Raw genomic sequence first — 19,088 nt, 5'->3', positions numbered from 1 at the left:
ACCAGCTCATGCGGCGCGTCCGCTCGGGTCCGCCGTAGCCGGCTCCTCGGGGCTGTAGCCGAGCCGGCCCCGCGTGGCGGCCAGGACGACGAGGGCCGCCGTGGTGCCCGCGAGGAGGGTGACGCGCGACGCCTGCTCGGCCGAGGCGATCGACGGGAACAGCTCCGCGTAGGCCATCGACATGAAGTTGTTGACGCCCACGTGCAGCAGCATGACCAGCGGCAGGCTCTGGCCGGTGCGGTTGAACACCCAGGTGACGACCACGCTGAACACGCAGCAGAAGGCGAAGAACTCGCCGATCCGCATCCAGGTGACGTCCGGCCAGCCGCCCCACTCGCTCAGGTACAGCGGCAGGTGCCACAGGCCCCAGAGCGGCCCGAGAATGAGGGTGCCGACCAGCGGCCCGAACCTGCGCTGCATGCGCGCCAGGGCGAAGTCACGCCAGCCGGGCTCCTCGGCCAGCCCGGTGGTGACCATCTGGAGCAGCAGGCCCGGGACGTACGCCACCAGCAGGGCGACGGGCGGCATGTGGATGGCTTCGTCGGACAGAGCGGCGCCGGTCAGCACGAGCACGGCGGGCACGCCGACGGCGGTGCCGACGTACCAGACCCAGCTCACCCGCCACTTCGTCATCCGCGCGAGCCAGCGGCGGACGCCTTCCTTGCCGTCGGCGATCCTGGTGACCAGGTACGCGGCGAAGATCGGACCGAGGTAGGCGCCGGGGAGCACGCCCGCGAACTGCGTGGTGCCGAGCACCGAGGGGAACGTGAAGTCGAGCACTCCCAGCCCGGTCGCCGAGAGCACGTAGGGCGTCCAGGCGATCCAGCTCATCAGGTTGGCCAGGACGAAGAAGCTGACGAGCGGACGGCGGCGGATGAACCCCCGCAATCCGGTCTGCTGGTCGGGACTCTCTTCGACAGCCGGCCGGCTGTTGACTGCCATGTCATTCTCCGTGGAACGCTCGTACGAGGACACGGTTCAGGACATCAGCCAGGACCCTGTCCGGTCTCTCCCGCGTGCACCCCAGCGGAGGTACAGCTAGGGGTATGCGCGGCGGGGCCGGACGGCCGCCAGCACCCCCGCCATGAGCAGCGCGACCACTCCGCCGCAGACCATGACGGTGGAGACGGAGGAGGCGTCGACGACCCGCCCGCCCAGGAACGCGCCGAGGGCGAAGGTCGCCTGGAAGGAGGCGGTGAAGACGACGGTGGCGGCTTCGGGCGCGTGCGGCGCGGCGGCGAGGAAGGACGCCTGCGAGCAGACGGGCACGCCCCCGTACGCGAGTCCCCAGACGACGAGCAGCCCCACGGCGGCGACGGCGCCGCCTCCCGCCACGGGCAGCAGCAGGGTGGCGAGCGCGATCAGCCCGCCGCAGGTCACGAACGCGACCCGCCATCGGGCGGCCCGGCCCGCGAGGAAGTTCCCGGCGATCCCCGCGACGCCGTACGCGAGGAGCACGGCGCTGACGGCGGCCGGTCCCAGCCCCGTGACGTCCTCCAGGAAGGGCGTGACGTACGTGTACGTACCGAAATGGGCGAGGACGATGAGGAACGTCGCCACCAGCGCGATCGCGGCAGCCCGGGTGCGCAGCAGGTCGAGCAGGGCGCGCAGGCTGGTGACCTGCTCGGCGGGCAGCGGCGGCAGCAGCACGACCAGGCCGCCCAGCACCGCGAGCGCGAGCACGGCCAGCACGACGAAGGCGGTCCGCCACCCGGCGAGGTCCCCGATGAACGTCCCGGCCGGGACGCCGAGCACCGACCCCAGCGGCACGGCGGAGAAGATCACGGCGGTGGCGGCGCCGACGGCGTGCGGCGGCACCAGTCGCCCGGCCAGCCCCGCCCCGATGGACCAGAAGCCGCCGATCGTGACGCCGACGAGCACCCTGGAGACCAGCATGATCTCGTACGAGGTCGCCGCCGCGGCCAGCACGTCGGCCACGGCGAGCAGCGCCATGAGCGCGCACAGCATCGCGCGCCGGTCGAGCCGGGCGGTGGTCAGCGTGACGACGGGCGCGGCGACGGCGGCGACGACGCCGGGCAGGGCCATCGTCAGCCCCGCGACGCCGTCGGAGACGCCGAAGTCGGACCCGATGGCGCTCAGCAGCCCGATCGGCAGGATCTCGCTGGTGACGATGGCGAAGATGCCCAGCATGATCGTGACGACTGCGAGCCGGCTGACCAGTGGGGTGCGGGTGATGGTTGACACGGCGTACAGCCAAACAGGCGAGAACCCCTGCGTACCGGCGCCTTTCGGACGCGACCAGTCGTCAGACGGTCTCCACCAAGGGGCGCCCGGTGAGAACCGCCGGGCGCCTCACCCGTTCAGGCCGGCCTGCTTCTCCAGCCATCCCAGAATCGCCCGGGTCGTTTCTTCCGGCTTCTCTTGCTGGATCCAATGGCCGCAGTCCAGGTTGACCACTTCCACGTCGGGCACGAACTCCGCCAGCTTGTCGGATTTCGGGACCACATCCCGGTCGCCGTAGATCATGAGGGCGGGCTGCCGGATGATCGGCTCCACGTCCGCTAGCAGGTGCCAGTTACGATCAGCATTCCGGTACCAGTTGATCCCGCCCGTGAACCCTGACGTCTCGAAGGCGGAGACGAACACGGCCAGCTCCCTTTCGCTCATCAAGGGCTCACCGCGCGGCGTTTCCTCCCTGGCGAGATTGATCAACGCCATGCCCGGCTGCGGCTCTCTCGGGGGCTCGTTCTTCCGGTACATGTTGCGGAGGAACCGGTGGACATTCTCGTCGAACACGGCGTCCGCGACGCCGGGATGCCGATTGAAGTGGACGTAGTAGAAGTCGCTGCCGAGCGCGTCCTCGATGAACTCGACCCAGGGCTTCTCTCCACGATCGAGGTAGGGCACGCTCAGGTTGATCACCTTGCTCACCCGGTCCGGATGCAACAAGGTCAGCCCCCAGACGACGATCGCCCCCCAGTCGTGGCCGACGAAAACGGCGTCTTCGTATCCGTAGTGATCGAGCAGTGCGACCAGGTCACCCGACAGGTGCTCGATGTCATAGGCCGTTACTTCGGCCGGGCGGGACGAGTTGCCGTAACCGCGCTGGTTCGGGACGATGACGTGGTAGCCCGCTGCGACAAGGGCAGGCATCTGATAGCGCCAGGAAAAGGCGAGCTCCGGCCAGCCGTGGCAGAGCACGATGGGATTTCCCGCGTTCTGCTGTCCCGCCTCGAAGACTTCGAGCTGCACGCCGTTGACGGGAACCATGATGGGTTCGGGAAAATCGGCAGGGTCGAACATTGCATTTCCTCTCGTCTTTCCGATGATCAGACGTCGTAGTGGGACTCTTCGGTGAGACCACGTCCCCATCCTGCGAGCGAAACCGGTCACCTCATGACCGGTTTCCTGTGAAAGTGTCGTCGGCGTGCGAACTGACCGGCTGGTGGCCATCCTCCTCTTGCTGCAACGACGCGAGCAGGTGACGGCGGCAGAGGTCGCCCGAGAGTTGGAGGTCTCCGAACGCACCGCCCGCCGCGACCTCGACGCCCTGGCCATGTCCGGGGTGCCCGTTTACTCCACGCAGGGCCGAGGCGGCGGCTGGCGTCTCGTGGGCGGCGCCCGTACCGACCTGTCCGGGTTGACCGAGAGTGAGGCCCGCGCCCTGTTCCTGGTCGCCGGCCCGGCCGCCGCGACGACGCCGGCCGTCAAAGCGGCTCTGCGCAAGCTCGTCCGTGCCCTGCCGGAGCCGTTCCGGGTGCAGGCCGAGACGGCGGCGTCGTCGTTGGCCAGGGACCCGGAACGATGGGGGTCGAGCCGGGTCGAGCACCCGCCGCCTCGCTTCCTCGACGAGCTCCAGGACGCGGTGATCCGCGGCGTCCAGGTGCGGCTCGGCTACGTCGACCGCGAAGGCTCCGAAACCGAGAGAACCGTCCACCCGCTGGGCATCGTCGCCAAAGGCCCGTCGTGGTACCTCGTCTCCGACACCGAGACCGGCCTGCGGAGCTTCCGGATCGACCGCGTTTCCTCCGCCGACCCGACCGGCGATCCCGTGCACCGGCCCCCGGGCTTCGACCTGGCCGAGAGCTGGCGCGCGATCGCCGACGAGATCGACCGCAGGCGAACGCCCCTGGAGACCCAGGCGGTATGCGCGCCCCAGGGGATAGGGCTGCTGCGGGCGCTGCTCGGCGATCGGCTCCAGGTGGGAGGTCCCACGGTGGACGGCCGCATCGAGGTCGTGATACGCGGCAACAACGAGTACGCGCTCGCCGTCGAGCTCGCCGGGCTGACCGAATGGCTCGAGGTGACCGGCCCTCCGGGCGTGCGGGACCACCTGGCCGCGATCGGCAACGCACTCGTCGAGCGATACGCCTGCTTGCCCCCCGGCCCTGTCGGTAGCGGCTGACAGCATGACGCCATGACCCTGCGGCCTCTCGACGTCTCGTGGCTCTGCGACGAATACGCCGGGGAGTGCTACAGCTTCATCTACGTCCGTGCCGCGCCTGAACAGGTGATTGCCCGCCTCGGCGGCCAATGGGAGAACTTCACGCCCGGCCCCTTCCCCGGCGGCCCGGATGAATATCCACGCCCGGGGGATCCTCTCGGCGTCACCGCCATCGGGGATTGGACATTCATCTTCGACTCGTACTGGCTCGTCATCGACGAAGACCTGATCGCCGAGCTTTCCCGAGGCACCCGCCTCGTCTCCCAGGCCGCGCTCAGCCTGAAGGGCCTGGACTACTTCTATTGGTGCGAGGACGGCGAGATCAGGTTCTGCCACGGAGCCGATGTGAATCACCCGACCGGAACACCGGACGAGCTCGTGGAGACGATGGCCGAAATCGACCGGCTCTACCCGTCGTTTCCCGACCTCTACAAGGGGCCGGCTTTCCTTCTCGTCGAGCACCTGACCGAGATCAGGCTGACGGAGGAATTGTTGAAAGGTTCCACTTTCCTGTGGGGCGCCATCCCCAGAACGTGATGCCGGACCTCGGCCGCCTAACTCGCCGGGCGTGGAGCGATCTGGGAGATGCGCTGGTGGGACAAGCCCAGTGCGCTGCCCGCGTCTCGGGTGCTCCACCCTTTGCCGACCAGAAGGCGAGCGGCCCGATAGACCGCATCCCGCTCGGCCAGCTCGGCCTGCACACGGGCGCTGCGAGCCGCGGAGACGGTGGCCAGCGCGGCAGCGACCTCAGGGTCACCGGGGACGAACTGAACGGCGACGGCGTCGGGTTTGTCGTCGCGGAGCTTGAGGACGCAGTCGACGACGTTCTCCTTGGTCTCCTTCCAGCTCGCACCCTGTACGTGAGCTGTTTGCCCACCGGGGAGGTCACGAACGGTGGCGGTCCAGTGTTTGCCGATGCGCGTGACGGTGGCCTGGTAGGTGACGGCTTCGGGCTCGTTCTCGCCGATGTTCTCCACGGGCCCGAATTCGTCGAGAATTTCATCGGAACGTGAGCGCATGATGTCAGCGTAGAGGGATATGCCATTCATGGCTAGTGAGCTAGACAGTGCTTGTCTAGCTCACCTCGCCATGGCTGATCAGTACGGCACGTTCACCCCGGCGCCCGGGCTTCTGCTGCGGCTGAGAGGATGCCGATATGATCCCGAATGCTGACGACTACCTCTGGTTCAACGACGACCGGTTCCCCGATCTGGCGGACTCGTACTGCTTCACCTTGTCCGCGGCGTGAGCAGGAAAACCATCCTGCCGTTGTCGGCCGGTACGCGACTCGTTTCGCATTCCCGCAACGTCAACGCAGTCGGCTACTTCTACTGGGTGGAAGACGGGGAGATTCGCCTCTTCTTCGACCCGCTTTTCCCCCACTTTCGCCACGGCAGTTCCCCGGACGAACTCGTGGAGGTCATGCAACGAGTCGGCTTCGACCTTGCCGGCGACGACAGCGTTTCCGATAACCACGACAAGGCGGCGTTCGCCCTGGCCGAGCACGTCACCGGGGTCAAGCTGACGCCACAGTTGCTGGAGGAGTCCACCTACCTGTGCGGCCTGGTGCCTCGGCCCCGATGAGCAAGCCACGACCGTTCGGGGCGCGCCCCATCGCTCATCAAGGATTTCCGGCTGGGAAGTCGGTGGAGAGAGCGCCGTAGACGAAGGTGTCCGTCCACTCGCCCTTGCTCCACCAGTCCTGCCGGAGATGGGCTTCGCGCTGCATTCCGGCGCGCTGTGCGAGTCGTGCGGAGGCCTCGTTGCGAGCGTCCATCTGCGCTACGACCCGGTGCACCCGGTACTGCTCGAATGCCAGCCGGAGCACGGCTCGCACGGCCTCCGTCGCGAACCCTCGGCCACTGTGGGCGGGGTCCATCACCCAGCCGATCTCTGCGACTCGACGCTCCACGTCGGTCAGCCAGATCGCCACGTCGCCGACGACCGCACCCTCATGCTCGATGATCAGGGCAAGAGCGGCATTCCGGCTGTCGAGACCCGTCCGCACCATCCGCTCGCTGATACGGCAGGCAGCGTCCTCCTCCGACCACGGCTCTTCGAGAAGATAGCGGTCGACGTCGGGACGACTGTAGGTGCGCCACAATGCGTGTACGTCGGCTTGCTGGTACAGCCTCAGCCGTAGCCGCTCCGTCTCCAGGGGAAACAGCGTGATCGGTTCGAGGTCGAGAGCGTAGTGCTGCGCGACGACCTCCTGGCCCGAAGGGGCGACGCCACGGGTCTCTTCGCCTCGGCCGAAGCCGGACCGTTCGAGCACCCACCGAGACGCCTCGTTCTCGGGAACGGTACGAGCTGTGAGCCTGGTGAATCCGCTGCGCCTGACGAACTCGACCGCGAGATCCAGCGCCGCCGCGGCGACGCCCTTGCCTCGGTGATCCGGGTGCACCCAGAAGCCGACCTCGACAGAGTCTTCCTCTACGCCGAACAGCACCAGACTCCCGGCGAAGGCGTCGTCGGCGGGGTCGGCGACGGTCAGCACCGCGAGGTCGCCGCGCTCCATCCCTTCGCGGATCGTCCCCTCGATCAACGCTTTCACGGACGCCTCGGTGTACTCGGGCTCCGGCAGATGCGCGTACTGACGCACTGCGGGGTCGGCTGTGCCCGCGGCATACGCGCCGGCGTCGGTCGGGCGCATAGCACGCAACACCGCACCCTTGTTGCGAAGCGGGAGAAGACTGGCATCCAACATACCGGGTAAACTAACATAGTTCGGATAAAGTAGGCATGTGAGTTATTGGGAGCGTCGCAAGCCTGTCCGCAGAGCGCGCGCCGTGGACGTGCGCGACGTCGCACGAACGGCCGTGGAGCTGCTGGACGAGGGCGGACTGCGAGCGCTCACCGTCCGCGCCGTCGCGTTCCGGCTGGAAGTGGCTCCTGCCAGCCTGTACTCCAGAGTCACGTCGGTCGACGACCTCTACGACCTCGCGCTCGACGACGCACTCGGGCGCGACACGCAACTGCAGGAAGCCCTCAAGCAGGCCGGGCTTCACGCCCTGATGCTCGCCTACTACCGCCACCTCGTACGGCACCCCTGGGCATGCCAGGTCATCGCCATGCGCGCCCCCAGAGGGCCGAACTACCTGCGCCTCTCCGAGCGCATGTGCGTCCTGCTCACCGAGCGCGGCGCAACCGACCCCCTCAGCGATGCCTATGCGCTGTCGAACTTCGTCATCGGCAGCGCGACAACGACCCCGACGGCAGGCCACGAGCGAGACGCCCCTGTCGACCGCGAAATCGCCCCGCTCTACGCATCACTGCACGCGGCCCACACCGTGGACACCGAAACCATCATCGAGGCGGGACTCGACGCCCTCCTGCACTGATAACCGCCGAGCCCAGCGGGCGCGTCGCGGCACCCAATCCGGAACAGCTCAATGGACGAGGCACAATCCGAGCGGAGCGTTGCCCAAATTTGCCGACGCGTAGCTGCCGATCAGCGATGAATTCGTCAACGATGCGCCGGGTCGCAGCGAGGGCCTCTTCTCCTCCGGCCTGCTCAACGTGATCGGCGCGGTTCCACTTCTTGAACGTCGTCATTGGTTCTGCTCGTCCCTTTCTACGCACTCGTACAAGAAGACCTCGTGAATGTACGCAGCGAAGTCTCATCCACGGAGGCGCGCCGAGCGCTGACGGCGCGACGATGCCGTCTGCGACTCGTAGCCGGTCCATCGAAAGAGGAGGACGAGTGCGCCCACAAGGGTCGTGATCACGCCGGACAACAGGGCGACGACGGCTACGACGAACTCCCCGTCCGGATCGCCGATCCCGGAAGGTCGTCCTTCGACCCAGTTCATCGCGGCCCACGCCTGCGTTGCGACGACCACGCCGAACAGCGTCGTGATCGAGCCAAGGGTGTAGCCAGGTGTACGCGTCCACGACCGCGTGGCGGTCAGCACGATGCCCACCAGCAGCGCGGGCGGAACGGTTATGACCTGTCCGGCGTCCAGCGCCGTCAAGGCGGCGAGTCGGGCATGCTCGAAGTTCTCGCCGCGCTGGAGCCTTATGAGCGGCAGCACTGCGACACCGCTGAGCAGGCCGATCGCCAGCAACCGGAGCATCGCCACGTACAGGATGATCGTGCACTGGTTCGTCGCCGTGCTACCCCGGGTGAGCACCAACTGGAAGAGCCCCTTCCCGATCACGGGAAATGGCTACCCGTCTGCGGCCCGGCTACCACTTGCCGGTGCGGCGCTCCAGTTTTGTCAGGACGATACCGATCGTAACCCCCAGAAGAATCAGAACTAGAAGCGCAAATCCACCAAGAAGAAGCAGCTCCCACACTGACCACGTCAAGCTGTCCTCATCGGCAACTGCATTCAGCAAGCTCGGCCCCTTCGTGAAGCTGTCGGCTCGATCCTAGCCAGAGGATTCGATATTGATGGTTGCCCTCTCAATAACACTGCGACAGGTGATCGCGAGTGGTCGTAGCAGCATCGATTTCATCGCCCCGGACGGTCCATTCCCTTGGCGATCGTCCCCGCCCGGACCGAACACCTCGCCACGTACGTCCGGCGCGAGCCTGGCCGGCCTCAAGCCCGTATGGGCGACGACAGTGACCACGCCGCACCCATGTGGCGGTCGGGCAGCAGAAGATCACCGAAGGCGGGTAGCACGTCAATGGCAAAACCCCCCGCACCAAGATCGATTGCGGGGCGTTTGTCCCGGTGGAGCCTAGGAGATTTCGAACTCCTGACATCCTGCTTGCAAAGACGCACGCCGATCACGCTCGACCTGCGGATATACAGGTCAACGCACTGATCGCGTCCCCCGTGGCTCCCCGTCAGTCCCCTGGTTCGCCGCCCCATCGGGCACGCAACGGGCACGGCGTCGAACCGCCGACTGCTCCACAGCTCGTACCTTTCCTCTCCACGCGATGCTCTGGACCTGCGCTTCCTCTCTGCCGGAGCGCCACTAGCAGCAAGATCGTTGCACGCATATTGCACGGGCCCGCCGGAGGCCCCGGGCAAGCTAAGTCCCCGTGGATCAGACGTTCCTGTCTAGCTCTGCGTCGCTTCGGTCGGTTGCGTGCGGTGGAGGTGTGGTGTGAGCGTCGGGGTCAGCAAAAAGGAAGGCGCACGCATAATCAAGGGCTTCCTCAGGTGAGCCTGCGGGGTACCCGCTGGGCACGAGACTGTCCTGGTAGATGCCTTCGTCAGGAAGGCGAATCGCGAAGCCCCACGTGTGCGGAGGGCCGTCAAAACGCAGGCGGCACAACCGCGCGTAGGCACCACCATGCAGGCGTGCTTCGACATAAGCGAATCTGCCACGGAAACGTACGTCGATCCCGGACAGCTGCCAGCGCGAACGAGCGTGGTCGTGCAAGCGCTGACGCAGGTGATGTTTCATCGACTCGAACGGGTTCTCCGGCATGCCGATCATCGTGCCCTCCAAGAGATCAACCACGCTGCTCGGTGATCCAGGGCTCGTACCTCACCCTGGATCACCGATCGCCCCCAAAGCACGCACGGTGCCCACCCATCAAATGGCGATCGTAGGGCTGCATCTGTGCGGCGGCGCGACAACCCCGGTCGGCGCGCTCGTCGGTACGGCGGGGCCGGCGTGCGGTGGCCGGCCCGGTGTCCGCCGCCGGCCGGGACCGGCCCCCATGCCGCACGCCCGGACGGCGGGCGGGCGGAGGGCCGGGGGTACGGTGGCCGCCGCGCCGCCGCCCTTGATCTCTATAAGATTAATTCGGCAGCACTCTAACCTCGGAGGTAGTCACCGTCTCCATTCCGCTTGCGGTCACCGACTGCCAGCGGAGTTGGAAGCCATCTAACCGAACGGGTTCACAGCGGCTCGTGCTAGAGGACTCCCTTTATCGGCGCATGTGTGCTCAGGAGGTAGAGGGAGCGGCAAGCATTCCGCTGCTATCTACGGTTATCCGAAGCTGTCCCTGGCATCTCTGGTAGCAGACCCGATGATCAGCTTCGCGGTTCGACGGCATGCGGACCCGCACCGGACTTCCTGTCAAGTCCAGGAAACGGAAGCCCTGCGGCAGCATTGCCATGCTGTCCACCGTACAATTTGCTCGATCAGTTGAGATTTGGCCATGCGCACGTGAATAGGATGTAGCCCCATCGAGGTGCGGGACGCCGCTGGCTAGACAGCCGCAGGCATCGTACTGTGCCTGGCGAGAGCACTTAATATGGGTCGCCACACCCATTAAAGGACCCTCGCACCCTAATCCGCGAGAGCGTCTATCTCAAATAGAACCCTTCTCATTTCAGAGGGAATTTCGTCCACCTGTACCGCCTTGGCGATAGCCTCGAATGACACCGCTTTAAAATGATTACCCTGCAGATAGGCATTCAATTTCCCCAACACCTCTTTGGGAGGGCACGATGCGAGACGAAAGGCCCTATCAAGCCAGTTTCTGTCAAAGATCGGCATATATTTACGAGCGATACTGACAACATGACGATCGCCAGACCGCTCCGCTTTTTGTGCATCATAAAGGAAGCTGGCGTGAACATCGTATTTCAACGAGTCCATCGCTTCATCTATCGCTACCTTGATGTGATGCTCTGGGCACTGCGTGAGACGGGAAATAGCGCTAGGAATAAGCAGGTAGCTTTCCAGCTCCTTCCTCTGCCAAACATGAGGCTTGATTCCTGCATTTCGCAGCCGTGCCTCAACGTCCGCAACTTGACCATCAGTTCGATAGTCTCTATCCAAGATAATCATGGCTTGCACCGAATCTTGAAAGAATGCCTTCGCAAACCACGCAAATGGCTCCACGTGACTCCAGTTGGAATAGCCATTTATTGGAATTATCGCTAAGGATACCTCTTCGATCATGCGGGTCGCTCCCACTCGACCAGCGAGGATTTTGAGGATCTTCAAATCCTTTCCTTCGACGAAAAGCACCCCTCGCGCTCTCAGTGCCCTAGCCAAACCAAGATTGAAGGCGCTACCCAGGGCCGCGTCGAGCCCTGGCAGTTCTTCGTCTCTCGGCGATCTGATCGCCCGCCGTCGCGACTTGTCGACCCAAATGATAGAAGCCCTGGACGCTTCTGCAAGTACTTCGCTCGAATGCGTGGCGAGCACGACCTGCGTGTCTAATGCGTTCAGCAGTCTAACGAGCCTACGCTGAAGGTCAGCGTGGAGAAACACTTCTGGCTCGTCGAGAATTAGAGTCGGAAGACCGCGCGCCCTAAAGAGGTGCAGCACGAGCTGAACCCATATTTGCACCCCGTCACCTGCCCAAACTATCTCTCGCTCATTCCGGCTTCCGGGCTCGACATAGAAAATGTCGATACTGGATTCGTCACCACCGAAACGGTGGCATACAGGGCGACGTAAGTCGATTCCCCCGAGCCATGGAGCAGCAAATTGCATGAACTCGTCCCATCGCCCCTCATCATTCAGAATCCTGAGCTGATTTCGGAAATGGCGGCTACTAAGTCGAGAGGAGTAGTTCGATCTCACATAGTCATCATTTAGAATCTGCTCTTCATGCTCAAGAGGAGACAAAGTGGGCACAACTCCGATAGCTGGATACAGACGTCTAACCTCAGTAGGTGTGCGCAGCATCAGGGCATTGGACTGCTGCAAATAGAAGAAGGGGGATGTAGGCTCATTAATGTCCTCGACTTCCGGCCATACCGCACACATCTTGTGACCGGCCGTCCAGGTAAGTTCAAAATATGATTCCTTGTTGTGGAATTCATGCCTAACGCTTTCGATGAGCGATTCGAAGTCTTTGGATGGAACCTGATAAGCCGCGTTAACCCATAGGCCGTTGTGCTTTCCAGCAATACGCGCGGAACTCCGTTTAGCCAACCGCAAGCATGATTCGGCGAGTCGGAGCGCCGACAGGATCGTGCTTTTTCCGGCGCCATTTGGTCCAACTAGATAGTTGGATTCCTTAAAGTTTACCGTGATTCTTTGAAACGCTTTGAAGTGATGGAGTGTGATCTGCTTCAGCATTTCACTAGCCCTTCGCTCGAGCTGTGGCCTCATGTGGGGCCACTTCGATGGTAAAGCTCGCAAGCCCCAAGGAAGGTGTGGTTGCACACGTTCACAGTCTCGGTGTACCGGCGACACTGGCAACCAGTGATGATCATCTCCGGCCTCGGCAGGCACATCCGGGGACGCGACTACCTGCCCAAGCTGGGCAAGGTCACCTGTACCTCGTGGGCCGACCTGGTGACAGTCCGCATGCTCTCCGGTCAGGCGGTCAAGGATTGGGCGGACCGTACGGACAACCTCGCCCGAGGGTTCGGCGCGAGCTCCTGCCGCATCGCAGTCACAGCAGGCGGCTGGCTACAGCTCACCTTCCCACGGAACGATCCGCTCGCCACTTCCCTGCCTGCCGTTCCGATTCCCGAGTCAGCCTCAGTCGGACCGATCGAGATCGGCAAGCAGGAGGACGGGCAGCCGTGGCTGCTCAAAGCGCATGGCACTCACGTCCTGGTCGCCGGTGAGACAGGGGCCGGCAAGGGGTCGATCATCTGGTCTGCGATCCGTGGACTGCTCCCGGCCGTACGGGCAGGGCTGGTCGAGATCTGGGCGCTCGACCCCAAGCTGATGGAGCTGTCCTCGGTCGCGCGCTCTTCGGCTCCCGGTACGCCGCCGACCCAGGCGACTGCGCGGACCTGCTCGATGACGCGGTCAAGATCATGCAGTGCCGGGCCGCTCGCGGCGTCTCGGGTGCTCGATCACGTCGGGATGGGTTCGCGTCCACTGTGTGCAGACCATCCAACGTACCGGGGGTACCGTCCTTTTCTTCGAGTAGCACATCGTGGTTACCGACTCCCCCGCATGCCCCCGCTTTCGCGTGCGCGCTGCACCGGCCGGCTGCCCCTTCCGTGTCGTTGGGAAACCGGCTCCGGTCGTGGTCCCGAAAGTCGCGGTTAGCCCTCGTTGTGCCCTGATTCTGCCCGCTGGCCCCTCTACGAGCGCTGCACGAAGCCGAACTAGTGCCGACCGTCTGGACACCACCTGTTGGCGCCCACAGCGCGCCTTTACCCATATGACCCACGGAGAAGAGCAAGGACTTCGTCACCGGCTCCCGCCCAGTGAAGCTGTAGGTGTGGGTTGACGCCATGCGATCGCGTATGGCGGTGTTGCTGTCAGCACCCCGGCAGATGACCAGCTCCGCCCACCCGGTGGCAAGGGGACCCGTACCGCAGGGCCGCCAGGCCCGAGGAACGGAAGCCCCGCGGCAGCATGGAGGAGCCACCCGCAGTGAGAGAGCTGTGGCCAGCACTCACTTCGCCAGCCGCTACCCTGTCAGCATCTGCCGCCGGTTCCGGTGTGCTCACTCACGATCACGCCACCGTTAAATTTGACTTCAGTTCCTCCCACCAGGGGAAGCGCTTGACGTTCGCGTAGCAACAAGGAAGTTGCACAGCTGACAAGAGGTGGGTCTCTGTCGTATGCTTCCTCGCATGGCTAAGTACGTGCACGAAGGTCCAGATCTCTTTGAGGATGCAGGAGATCAGACCGCCCCGTCCGCACGAATCGTCCCCAGTAAAATAAAAACAAACTCACCGTTCCATCAGCCGCGCGCACTGACGGAGGAAGAAAGAGAGAGATTTCGTCGACTCTCCGAAGAGTCGCGCAGGGCAGGTCAGATGGCGCGAAGCGGAAAAGGGCCAGAGCCGATACATGAGATCAACACTCCTGCCCTCAATCCGCTAGACCTTATGCCGGCAAAGTCTGCAACGGGTCTTAGGGCCCTTTCTCTCTTCAGTGGAGGTGGCGGACTTGATCTTGGATTCGCCCGGGCGGGGTATGAACATGTCGCTGCGTACGAGATTTTGACAGAGGCCGCGCAGACGATCCAGAAAAACCACCCCGAGTGGACGGTATTCGGTGGAGAAGAAGGCGACGTTCGCGGAGTAAAATTCCGTCAATGGCGGGGGAAGGTTGATGTTATTCACGGCGGTCCGCCATGTCAGCCGTTCTCTAACGCGGGAAGACAAAAAGGCCATCTCGACGAACGTGACATGTGGCCACAGTTTGTGCGGGCAATTCGAGAGATAAAGCCGGTCGCATTTATAGGAGAAAACGTCCCCGCGCTCGCAAGCTCAAAATTCTCTGACTACGTTGCGGAGAATATATTGGGTCCACTCTCTAAGGAATACCACATATCACAGATCATTCTTCAGGCAAGCGACTTCGGAGTTCCTCAAGTACGGAGGAGAGTGTTCTTTGTTGGTTTCCGAAGCAAGAGAACGGCCGTCCGATGGATCGCACCTAAGCCGACCCACTATTGGGGTGACCTCCCCTTGGAGGGCACGGACGGTTTGAAGCGCTGCATGGGACTGCGTGAAGCACTTGGCTTGCCCGACATCGGCATAGATGACCTATCGCCGACAATTAGAAGCGCTCTAACGGGACCACGTCATACGACTTCAGTACTAAATAGCGTAGCCGCTCAGAAGAAGTTCTCCTCCTTGGAGATATGGCCGAACGGTGTTGCCGCTACAAGGGAGGCAGCCAGATTGTTTGTTGCCAAAAATAACCACTTCCGACTTTCTGTGCCCGACGTGGGGCTCATTCAAGGTTTTCCGGAGAGTTGGGAATTTGTAGGCGCTACCTATATGGCGTTGGGACAGATAGGGAATGCAGTGCCACCTCCACTTGCTTATTCGGTGGCCGCATCGGTCGCAGACGCGCTTGCGAAGTAGAGCCGAACCAAGCTCCTTAGGCTACCGGCAGGCTCATCCTCATCGAGCAGTGGAAGCCTTTCAATGTAGCTGCCTGGTATATGAGGATTGTTCAACGTTGATCCACGCGCCATGACATAAGCGCATCGCTCTCGAAGAATCTCAACCATTTTTTCCATGGAATATGTACCCGCTTCGTCCGCAGCCGCGGCATACTGGTGGGCTTTCCATTGATTTTTCATGACCCACTTGGCGTCATCGACACTGAAAGGATCCTCTCGCCCATCGAATATTTTCCTGACGATATCCGGCGTCACTTTCCTGGATATCTCCCTGCCGAGGATTACGTCAGGTAGGACATATTTCGCCCTCTCGTTGATCCACTCCGCCATGTCCACCGGTGAAGCATAATGGCAGCGAACTATATCTTTTCCGTCTGAAGTGTAGAAAGCAAAGATCCAGTGCAAGTCCTTCCATTTTTCAATATGGCTTGCACCGAAGTCCCGAACTGTAGAAAAAGAACTATTCGTAGTAGACTTCAGCTCAAAATTAACGGTGCGGTCATCGATCTTAAGAACTGCGTCGATCCCATCGCGCTTCCGATCATCCTGAAGCTTGAGGTTGAAACGGTCACGCATCTGCTGCTCGCGCTTATCATCCTGGACTGTCATGGCCAGCATCATGCCACCGTTGGTGGCGTGATGTGAATATTCAGAGGGTTCCCGTAAGGTCCGGGAAGGCGAGAAGGTCGCCGAGTAAGGGGCAGGACGGACTGCAGCATGGTGGCTGGCTGCGCTGATCTGGGGATTTGCCATGACCCTTATCGGACTGCGACGGCAACCAGTAGCGAAACCATCACATTCATACGGTTCAGCCAGTAAGAGTCGTCGGTGGCGTATGCCTTGCGCGTGGTCTGGAGTCGCCGGCGGCCGGGACCGGCCGAAGAGCCGCAGCCCGGCCGCCGAGCGGATGCCAGGCCGCGGGCGGCGCGTAGCGCCGCCCTTGCAACCGTGGAGAAAGTTCTCATCCAGTCATAGGCAGCCCGTCTGATCTGGGGTTTTGCGATGCAGTCTTGTCTGGCTGGCGACTAGTCCGTGTCGGTCTCGTCCCCATCGCGCACCCGGAGCGGTACGACGGTGTAGAGGTTTCGGGCGTCTGCGTCGGCCTGGGAATGTGCCAGTAGGACCCCGAAGCCGCCCTCGGTCCACTGGAGAGGTGCTTGCCCGAGCTTGCCCGCGACCCGCTCGACCGCTGATCGGGCGTAGTCATGGCTCCGGTAGACGCTCGTCCAGTACCGGAGCCCTTCACGATCTTCGCTGTGATCCTCGATGAGAAACACGTTACTGATGGTCATGGGGCCGATGATCCCCGCGACCGCCGTATGAGGCCTGGCGAATGAAGGATCGAGTATGGCTACTGTGGGGCCACGATGGAGCCCTTGCCCGGCTTGGTGGTGATCAGCCCTCGTTCCCTGAGAGCCTCCATCGCCTTGCGCACCGTCACTCGTGCGACGTCGAACTCTTCTTGCAGCTTCACCTCGGAGATGAGTGTCAGGGACGGGTAGGTGCCGTCCGCAATGCGCTCGGCGACGATGTCGGCTATCTGCTCCCACTTGTAGAGCCGGGGATCCCAATCCATCACGGGGCAACTCTAGGTATCCCCGCACCTAACGACATAGAACAGTCACTTGGACCGCATGAGTGTCGTCGGGCAGCTCGCCGAGGGTGCTCGGGGTGGAGGTCGCCGAACTCACCGGTCAGCCGTATCAGCACGAGACAACGGAACTCGACTCCGGACACGCCGCCGTTCCGGAACTACGGCTCGCACTTCAGCAGGCCTCGCGTTTTCGTTCGCAAGAAAAAGGCTCGCCTCACCGTTGAGCTGCGAAAGTAGGTCGAGGATCGGCACCTTGCCCCTCGCGTGGAGCCTGGATGCTGCACTTGCACCGACCACGCCAGCGAGCACACACGGACGTCCGTATGAAGAGCACTGGGGCCGTAGCTGTATTTTGCAGCTGTACAAGATCAAAAAGGCCACTTCCCGATCATGGGAGTGGCCTTTTACCTGCAGTGGAGCCTAGGAGATTCGAACTCCTGACATCCTGCTTGCAAAGCAGGCGCTCTGCCAGCTGAGCTAAGGCCCCTTGAGCGAACGAAAGCTAGCTTACCGAACCTACGCGGGTACCTGCGTCGTGCCGAGGTCGTCCGTGAGGATCAGGTCGGGGAGGCTGTTGATCGACTCCAGGAGGTGGGTGGCGCCGCCCTTGACCAGGCGTTCGCGGCTGTGGACGCCGGTGAGGACGCCGGCCACGATGGCGGCGCCGGCGCTGCGGCCGCAGAGCATGTCGCTTTCGGAGTCGCCCGCGACCGCCACCTGGCGGACGTCGGGGATGCCGAGGCGGAGCACGGCGTGCAGGACCATGTCGGGCCAGGGGCGGCCGCGGCCGCCCGCGTCTTCGGGGGTGATGGCGAGGTCGACCTTGTCATGCCAGTTGAGCATGGCGAGGACCCGGCTCAGCGTGGTGCGGCTGAAGCCGGTGATCAGGGCGACGTGGACGCCGGAGCCCCGGAGTTTGTCGAAGACCTCGATGACGCCGGGCGTCGGGATGAGGCCGGCGCGTTCGATGGCGCCCTCGTAGGAGCGTTCGAACGTGAGGTTCGCCGCCTGGGCCTGTGCTTCGTTGTCGGGGAAGATCCCGCGGAAGACATCGATGGTCGGGCGGCCCCGGGACCGGTGCACGTGAACCATGGCACGTGCGTAGGCCCCGGTCCCGGGGACTATGCCCTGGGTCGCGATCGCCTCGGCGAACGCGCGCTCGACCATGGCGATGTCACCGACCGTGGTGCCTGAAAGGTCCAGGCACGCCAGTTTGATGGGGATGACGTCACTCATCGCCTCGCCGGTCGGTTAGTTCTCGCTACCGGTCGCCTCGGTCCACAGATCGAGCTCGGCGCGGTCAGCCTGCACCTTGCGCCAGATCAGCAACCCCCCAAGGGCGACCAGCGCCAGAACAAGCAGCTTCTTCACGGTGTGACCCCACTTCTTCGACGGTCTCACCTGCCGGGGTGAGACCCAACGGTTGACTTGCAGCCTAGCAAGTGATGGCAGCGGTCCTACGTACCCATCAGTTGGATCATGCCAAATGCGGCGGGTGAGTGCGCGAGGAAGAAAGTCCCCTCCGTCGGGCATACCCCAGGGGGGTAGGGTGTTAGAGTCTGCAGAGCAGACAGCACGAGTTTACGAAGGAGCACGACATGAGCACCGCCACCTTCACCGTGAACGGCATGACCTGCGGCCACTGCGTGAGTTCGGTCAAGGAGGAGGTCGGGGAGGTCGCCGGCGTCACGTCCGTGGAGGTCGACCTGGCGAGCGGCCTGCTGACCGTGGTCAGCGACGCCCCCGTCGACCGGTCCGACATCAGCAAGGCCGTCGAAGAGGCCGGTTACGAGCTGGCCGGGTAGGCGGCTCAGTGCCGGCGGCCGAAGAACCGCCGGGCGCGGTCGCCGGAGAGCGGCGCGTCGTCCGGCGGTGTCGGCTGCCGTACGATCACGACGGTCGTACGGGCGTGCCGCGCGCAGTACATGCTGGTCGAAGGCAGGAACATCCTGCTGATCAGCCCGCGCCTGCCCCGGCCGAGCACCAGCAGATCACCCTCGCCCGCCAGGTCGACGAGGTGATAGCCGGGGTCGCCCACCCTGGCCAGCATGGCGACGGTGAGGTCGTCGGGCACGCCGCCCGCCACGTCGTCGAACACGCCCGCCACCACCTCCGCGCAGCGGGCCTCCTCCCCCTGTCTGACGGCGTGCTGCACAGGCAGCGCCTCGGGGAACGGATGCACGGGAGCCCGGCTGACGTGCACGGCGACCAGCGCCATGCGGTGGAGCCTGGCCACGCCGATGGCCCAGGCCAGTGCCCAGCGCGAGGCCGGGGACTCGTCCACTCCCACGATCAGCCTCGGGCCGCCAGGCAGGTCCTGATCCACCACGCCCCTCCCTCGGGTGGTTGAGGTACCCGACCATATTGCTCCCTCCAGCCCGTTACCGGGAGGT

Annotated in this window: 22 protein-coding genes and 1 tRNA gene; 8 read left to right on the top strand and 15 right to left on the bottom strand. The window is 63.7% G+C overall.

All coding sequences use genetic code 11. From position 1 onward, the window contains the following. Positions 1 to 6: 6 nt before the first annotated feature. From ACWDXC_RS27640 to ACWDXC_RS27630, 3 genes are all read right to left on the bottom strand, one after another. Positions 7 to 942 carry a CPBP family intramembrane glutamic endopeptidase gene (locus tag ACWDXC_RS27640; protein ID WP_449986515.1) on the bottom strand — a complete coding sequence of 312 codons (936 nt, stop codon included), beginning with the start codon at positions 940 to 942 and terminating at the stop codon, positions 7 to 9. A 96-nt stretch (positions 943 to 1,038) separates the two neighbouring features. Continuing rightward, positions 1,039 to 2,205 (bottom strand): MFS transporter, encoded by a 1,167-nt coding sequence (locus tag ACWDXC_RS27635; protein WP_449986513.1) that lies wholly within the window; start codon positions 2,203 to 2,205, stop codon positions 1,039 to 1,041. A 108-nt stretch (positions 2,206 to 2,313) separates the two neighbouring features. Then, positions 2,314 to 3,264: an alpha/beta fold hydrolase gene (locus ACWDXC_RS27630; RefSeq protein WP_449986511.1), complete on the bottom strand. Its 951-nt coding sequence runs from the start codon at positions 3,262 to 3,264 to the stop codon at positions 2,314 to 2,316. Positions 3,265 to 3,388: 124 nt separating this feature from the next. Here ACWDXC_RS27630 and ACWDXC_RS27625 point away from each other — a divergent pair, with 124 nt between their 5' ends. Then, entirely contained in the window at positions 3,389 to 4,366 is a 978-nt protein-coding gene (locus tag ACWDXC_RS27625; protein WP_449986509.1) for a helix-turn-helix transcriptional regulator, read from the top strand. 12 nt (positions 4,367 to 4,378) lie between these two features. Then, positions 4,379 to 4,942, top strand: a complete 564-nt coding sequence (locus ACWDXC_RS27620; RefSeq protein WP_449986507.1) for a DUF6461 domain-containing protein — start codon at positions 4,379 to 4,381, stop codon at positions 4,940 to 4,942. Between the two features lie 17 nt (positions 4,943 to 4,959). On the opposite strand, the gene ACWDXC_RS27615 is transcribed toward ACWDXC_RS27620, so the two are convergent. Beyond that, positions 4,960 to 5,424: a hypothetical protein gene (locus ACWDXC_RS27615; protein ID WP_449986506.1), complete on the bottom strand. Its 465-nt coding sequence runs from the start codon at positions 5,422 to 5,424 to the stop codon at positions 4,960 to 4,962. Between the two features lie 137 nt (positions 5,425 to 5,561). Between ACWDXC_RS27615 and ACWDXC_RS27610 the strand changes: the two genes are divergently transcribed. After that, positions 5,562 to 5,654 (top strand): DUF6461 domain-containing protein, encoded by a 93-nt coding sequence (locus ACWDXC_RS27610; protein ID WP_449986504.1) that lies wholly within the window; start codon positions 5,562 to 5,564, stop codon positions 5,652 to 5,654. Continuing rightward, positions 5,651 to 5,989 carry a DUF6461 domain-containing protein gene (locus tag ACWDXC_RS27605; RefSeq protein ID WP_449986503.1) on the top strand — a complete coding sequence of 113 codons (339 nt, stop codon included), beginning with the start codon at positions 5,651 to 5,653 and terminating at the stop codon, positions 5,987 to 5,989. Before ACWDXC_RS27610 ends, ACWDXC_RS27605 begins: the two co-directional genes overlap by 4 nt. A 37-nt stretch (positions 5,990 to 6,026) precedes the next feature. Here the strand turns inward: ACWDXC_RS27605 and ACWDXC_RS27600 are convergent, their stop codons facing one another. After that, entirely contained in the window at positions 6,027 to 7,058 is a 1,032-nt protein-coding gene (locus ACWDXC_RS27600) for a GNAT family N-acetyltransferase (protein WP_449986501.1), read from the bottom strand. A 136-nt stretch (positions 7,059 to 7,194) separates the two neighbouring features. On the opposite strand from ACWDXC_RS27600, the gene ACWDXC_RS27595 reads away from it, so the two are divergent. After that, positions 7,195 to 7,746: a TetR/AcrR family transcriptional regulator C-terminal domain-containing protein gene (locus ACWDXC_RS27595; RefSeq protein ID WP_449986499.1), complete on the top strand. Its 552-nt coding sequence runs from the start codon at positions 7,195 to 7,197 to the stop codon at positions 7,744 to 7,746. Positions 7,747 to 8,025: 279 nt separating this feature from the next. On the opposite strand, the gene ACWDXC_RS27590 is transcribed toward ACWDXC_RS27595, so the two are convergent. The 3 genes from ACWDXC_RS27590 to ACWDXC_RS27580 form a co-directional block, all read right to left on the bottom strand. Further along, positions 8,026 to 8,565, bottom strand: coding sequence for a hypothetical protein (locus ACWDXC_RS27590; RefSeq protein WP_449986498.1), 540 nt, complete (start codon positions 8,563 to 8,565; stop codon positions 8,026 to 8,028). Positions 8,566 to 9,406: 841 nt separating this feature from the next. After that, positions 9,407 to 9,802 carry a hypothetical protein gene (locus ACWDXC_RS27585; RefSeq protein ID WP_449986496.1) on the bottom strand — a complete coding sequence of 132 codons (396 nt, stop codon included), beginning with the start codon at positions 9,800 to 9,802 and terminating at the stop codon, positions 9,407 to 9,409. Positions 9,803 to 10,603: 801 nt separating this feature from the next. After that, complete coding sequence (locus ACWDXC_RS27580) at positions 10,604 to 12,352, bottom strand: ATP-dependent nuclease (protein WP_449986495.1); 1,749 nt, start codon at positions 12,350 to 12,352, stop codon at positions 10,604 to 10,606. A 129-nt stretch (positions 12,353 to 12,481) separates the two neighbouring features. On the opposite strand from ACWDXC_RS27580, the gene ACWDXC_RS27575 reads away from it, so the two are divergent. Together ACWDXC_RS27575 and ACWDXC_RS27570 are read left to right on the top strand one after the other, a co-directional pair. Further along, the gene (locus ACWDXC_RS27575) at positions 12,482 to 13,282 is read left to right on the top strand and encodes an FtsK/SpoIIIE domain-containing protein (RefSeq protein ID WP_449986613.1); all 801 of its coding nucleotides are present in this window, start codon (positions 12,482 to 12,484) and stop codon (positions 13,280 to 13,282) included. Positions 13,283 to 13,815: 533 nt separating this feature from the next. Continuing rightward, a complete protein-coding gene (locus ACWDXC_RS27570) occupies positions 13,816 to 15,060 on the top strand; it encodes a DNA cytosine methyltransferase (protein ID WP_449986493.1) in 1,245 nt (414 codons plus the stop codon). On the opposite strand, the gene ACWDXC_RS27565 is transcribed toward ACWDXC_RS27570, so the two are convergent. The 6 genes from ACWDXC_RS27565 to ACWDXC_RS27540 all read right to left on the bottom strand — a co-directional run bounded on the left by ACWDXC_RS27565 (position 15,018) and on the right by ACWDXC_RS27540 (position 18,066). Next, positions 15,018 to 15,854, bottom strand: coding sequence for a hypothetical protein (locus ACWDXC_RS27565; protein WP_449986492.1), 837 nt, complete (start codon positions 15,852 to 15,854; stop codon positions 15,018 to 15,020). The two genes, ACWDXC_RS27570 and ACWDXC_RS27565, sit on opposite strands and share 43 nt — an antisense overlap. A 272-nt stretch (positions 15,855 to 16,126) precedes the next feature. Next, complete coding sequence (locus ACWDXC_RS27560; protein WP_449986490.1) at positions 16,127 to 16,393, bottom strand: hypothetical protein; 267 nt, start codon at positions 16,391 to 16,393, stop codon at positions 16,127 to 16,129. Positions 16,394 to 16,452: 59 nt separating this feature from the next. Next, positions 16,453 to 16,677, bottom strand: a complete 225-nt coding sequence (locus tag ACWDXC_RS27555) for a GntR family transcriptional regulator (protein WP_449986611.1) — start codon at positions 16,675 to 16,677, stop codon at positions 16,453 to 16,455. Positions 16,678 to 17,109: 432 nt separating this feature from the next. Beyond that, a tRNA-Ala gene (locus ACWDXC_RS27550) sits at positions 17,110 to 17,182 on the bottom strand. A 29-nt stretch (positions 17,183 to 17,211) separates the two neighbouring features. Further along, complete coding sequence (locus tag ACWDXC_RS27545) at positions 17,212 to 17,931, bottom strand: HAD family hydrolase (RefSeq protein ID WP_364183058.1); 720 nt, start codon at positions 17,929 to 17,931, stop codon at positions 17,212 to 17,214. A 15-nt stretch (positions 17,932 to 17,946) separates the two neighbouring features. Beyond that, positions 17,947 to 18,066 (bottom strand): DLW-39 family protein, encoded by a 120-nt coding sequence (locus ACWDXC_RS27540; RefSeq protein WP_013130296.1) that lies wholly within the window; start codon positions 18,064 to 18,066, stop codon positions 17,947 to 17,949. Between the two features lie 227 nt (positions 18,067 to 18,293). Here ACWDXC_RS27540 and ACWDXC_RS27535 point away from each other — a divergent pair, with 227 nt between their 5' ends. After that, positions 18,294 to 18,500, top strand: a complete 207-nt coding sequence (locus ACWDXC_RS27535) for a heavy-metal-associated domain-containing protein (protein WP_219504290.1) — start codon at positions 18,294 to 18,296, stop codon at positions 18,498 to 18,500. A gap of 5 nt (positions 18,501 to 18,505) precedes the next feature. Here the strand turns inward: ACWDXC_RS27535 and ACWDXC_RS27530 are convergent, their stop codons facing one another. Beyond that, on the bottom strand, positions 18,506 to 19,024 hold the full coding sequence (locus tag ACWDXC_RS27530; protein ID WP_449986488.1) for a universal stress protein: 519 nt from the start codon (positions 19,022 to 19,024) through the stop codon (positions 18,506 to 18,508). Positions 19,025 to 19,088: the final 64 nt, after the last annotated feature.

The sequence above is a fragment of the Nonomuraea sp. NPDC003214 genome (assembly GCF_053590035.1).
Note: the sequence above shows the minus strand (reverse complement) of the source record. Positions and strands in the feature narration are given on the sequence as shown.

Excerpts from the sequence above, each read along its gene's own strand:
- ACWDXC_RS27640 (WP_449986515.1), bottom strand. The coding sequence starts at position 942 with ATGGCAGTCAACAGCCGGCCGGCTGTCGAAGAGAGTCCCGACCAGCAG.
- ACWDXC_RS27630 (WP_449986511.1), bottom strand. The coding sequence starts at position 3,264 with ATGTTCGACCCTGCCGATTTTCCCGAACCCATCATGGTTCCCGTCAAC.
- ACWDXC_RS27620 (WP_449986507.1), top strand. The coding sequence starts at position 4,379 with ATGACCCTGCGGCCTCTCGACGTCTCGTGGCTCTGCGACGAATACGCC.
- ACWDXC_RS27615 (WP_449986506.1), bottom strand. The coding sequence starts at position 5,424 with ATGCGCTCACGTTCCGATGAAATTCTCGACGAATTCGGGCCCGTGGAG.
- ACWDXC_RS27610 (WP_449986504.1), top strand. The coding sequence starts at position 5,562 with ATGATCCCGAATGCTGACGACTACCTCTGGTTCAACGACGACCGGTTC.
- ACWDXC_RS27600 (WP_449986501.1), bottom strand. The coding sequence starts at position 7,058 with ATGCGCCCGACCGACGCCGGCGCGTATGCCGCGGGCACAGCCGACCCC.
- ACWDXC_RS27585 (WP_449986496.1), bottom strand. The coding sequence starts at position 9,802 with ATGATCGGCATGCCGGAGAACCCGTTCGAGTCGATGAAACATCACCTG.
- ACWDXC_RS27580 (WP_449986495.1), bottom strand. The coding sequence starts at position 12,352 with ATGCTGAAGCAGATCACACTCCATCACTTCAAAGCGTTTCAAAGAATC.
- ACWDXC_RS27575 (WP_449986613.1), top strand. The coding sequence starts at position 12,482 with ATGATCATCTCCGGCCTCGGCAGGCACATCCGGGGACGCGACTACCTG.
- ACWDXC_RS27570 (WP_449986493.1), top strand. The coding sequence starts at position 13,816 with ATGGCTAAGTACGTGCACGAAGGTCCAGATCTCTTTGAGGATGCAGGA.
- ACWDXC_RS27565 (WP_449986492.1), bottom strand. The coding sequence starts at position 15,854 with ATGGCAAATCCCCAGATCAGCGCAGCCAGCCACCATGCTGCAGTCCGT.
- ACWDXC_RS27560 (WP_449986490.1), bottom strand. The coding sequence starts at position 16,393 with ATGACCATCAGTAACGTGTTTCTCATCGAGGATCACAGCGAAGATCGT.
- ACWDXC_RS27555 (WP_449986611.1), bottom strand. The coding sequence starts at position 16,677 with ATGGATTGGGATCCCCGGCTCTACAAGTGGGAGCAGATAGCCGACATC.
- ACWDXC_RS27545 (WP_364183058.1), bottom strand. The coding sequence starts at position 17,931 with ATGAGTGACGTCATCCCCATCAAACTGGCGTGCCTGGACCTTTCAGGC.
- ACWDXC_RS27535 (WP_219504290.1), top strand. The coding sequence starts at position 18,294 with ATGAGCACCGCCACCTTCACCGTGAACGGCATGACCTGCGGCCACTGC.